Origin of the sequence: Glycomyces sp. NPDC021274 (assembly GCF_040641195.1) — a bacterium.
GTDB lineage: Bacteria > Actinomycetota > Actinomycetes > Mycobacteriales > Micromonosporaceae > Glycomyces.
The window spans coordinates 1-1,077 of the sequence record NZ_JBFADC010000127.1 but is presented as its reverse complement, the minus strand read 5'-3'; the positions used below and the strand labels follow the sequence as shown (position 1 = coordinate 1,077).

At 72.1% G+C, this 1,077-nt stretch carries 1 protein-coding gene; it reads right to left on the bottom strand.

Annotation, left to right across the window (positions count from 1 at the left end):
- A partial coding sequence (locus AB0I03_RS27090) for a polyketide synthase dehydratase domain-containing protein (RefSeq protein WP_360417486.1) occupies nucleotides 1-1,077 on the bottom strand: 1,077 nt, incomplete at both ends.

Here is a 1,077-nt window from a genome sequence, read left to right as displayed (position 1 = left end):
ACCGCCATGCCGAGCTGTTCGGCGGCACCAGCGAACCGTCTCCGGTGACCCGCACCAGGCGCGGCGCGGACACCACGCCTTCGCGGACGGCCAGTTGCGGTTCGCCGGTCGCCAGCGCCGCAGCAACCACCTGGTACGAGGCGTCGTGCTCGTCCAGGTCCAGCGCCACCAACCGGTCCGGATTCTCCAGCTGCGCGGACCGGACCAGGCCCCACAGCGGGGCATGCACGAGGTCCGACACGTCCTGCGACTCTCCGGCCGCGACGGCACCCCTGGTGACCAGCACCAACCGCGACTCCGCGAACCGCTCGTCCGCCAACCACGCCTGGACGATTCCCAGTGCGACGCCCGTGGCCCCGCGCACCTCCGCGGACGACAGAGCGGCGCCGTGGCTCGGCGGGAAGGTCACGAACACCAGCTCCGGCACGGCATCCAGCGCACCGAGGACGGCCAGGTCCGGGTAGGCGTCGAGTTCGACACCCGCGGTGGCCAGCTCTGCCTGAAGCTTGAGCTCGTCCGCACCGATCAACGCCCAACGGCCGTGCCCGGCCTCCGGGCTCACCGGACTCGCCGGGACAGCCGGGTTCTCCGCGACCGGGATGTCCGACCAGTCCAACCGGAACAGCGAGTCGTGCGTAGCGGCATCGGCCACTGCCAACTGCTCCTCGGTCACCGGACGCAGCACCAATGACGCCACCGACGCCACCGGTTCGCCGCTGCTGTCGGCGACCGCGAGCGCCACCGCGTCCTGGCCGGCCCGGGACACCTTGACCCTCAACGTGGCCGCACCAGCCGCGTGCAGATGCACCCCGCTCCAGGCGAACGGAAGGTAGCCGTGCTCGGCGTTCGGCAGGAAGTCACCGAGACCGACCGCCTGAACCGCGGCGTCCAACAGGGCGGGATGCAGCCCGAACCGGGCCGCGCCGTCCTGCTGCTCCGGCGCCAGGGCGACTTCGGCGAAGACCTCGTCGCCGCGCCGCCAGGCCGCACGCAGACCCTGGAACGTCGGGCCGTAGTCATAGCCCTGTGCGGCCAGGGGCCGGCGAAGCGGACTGAGGAAGCCGGTACGACCGTGCG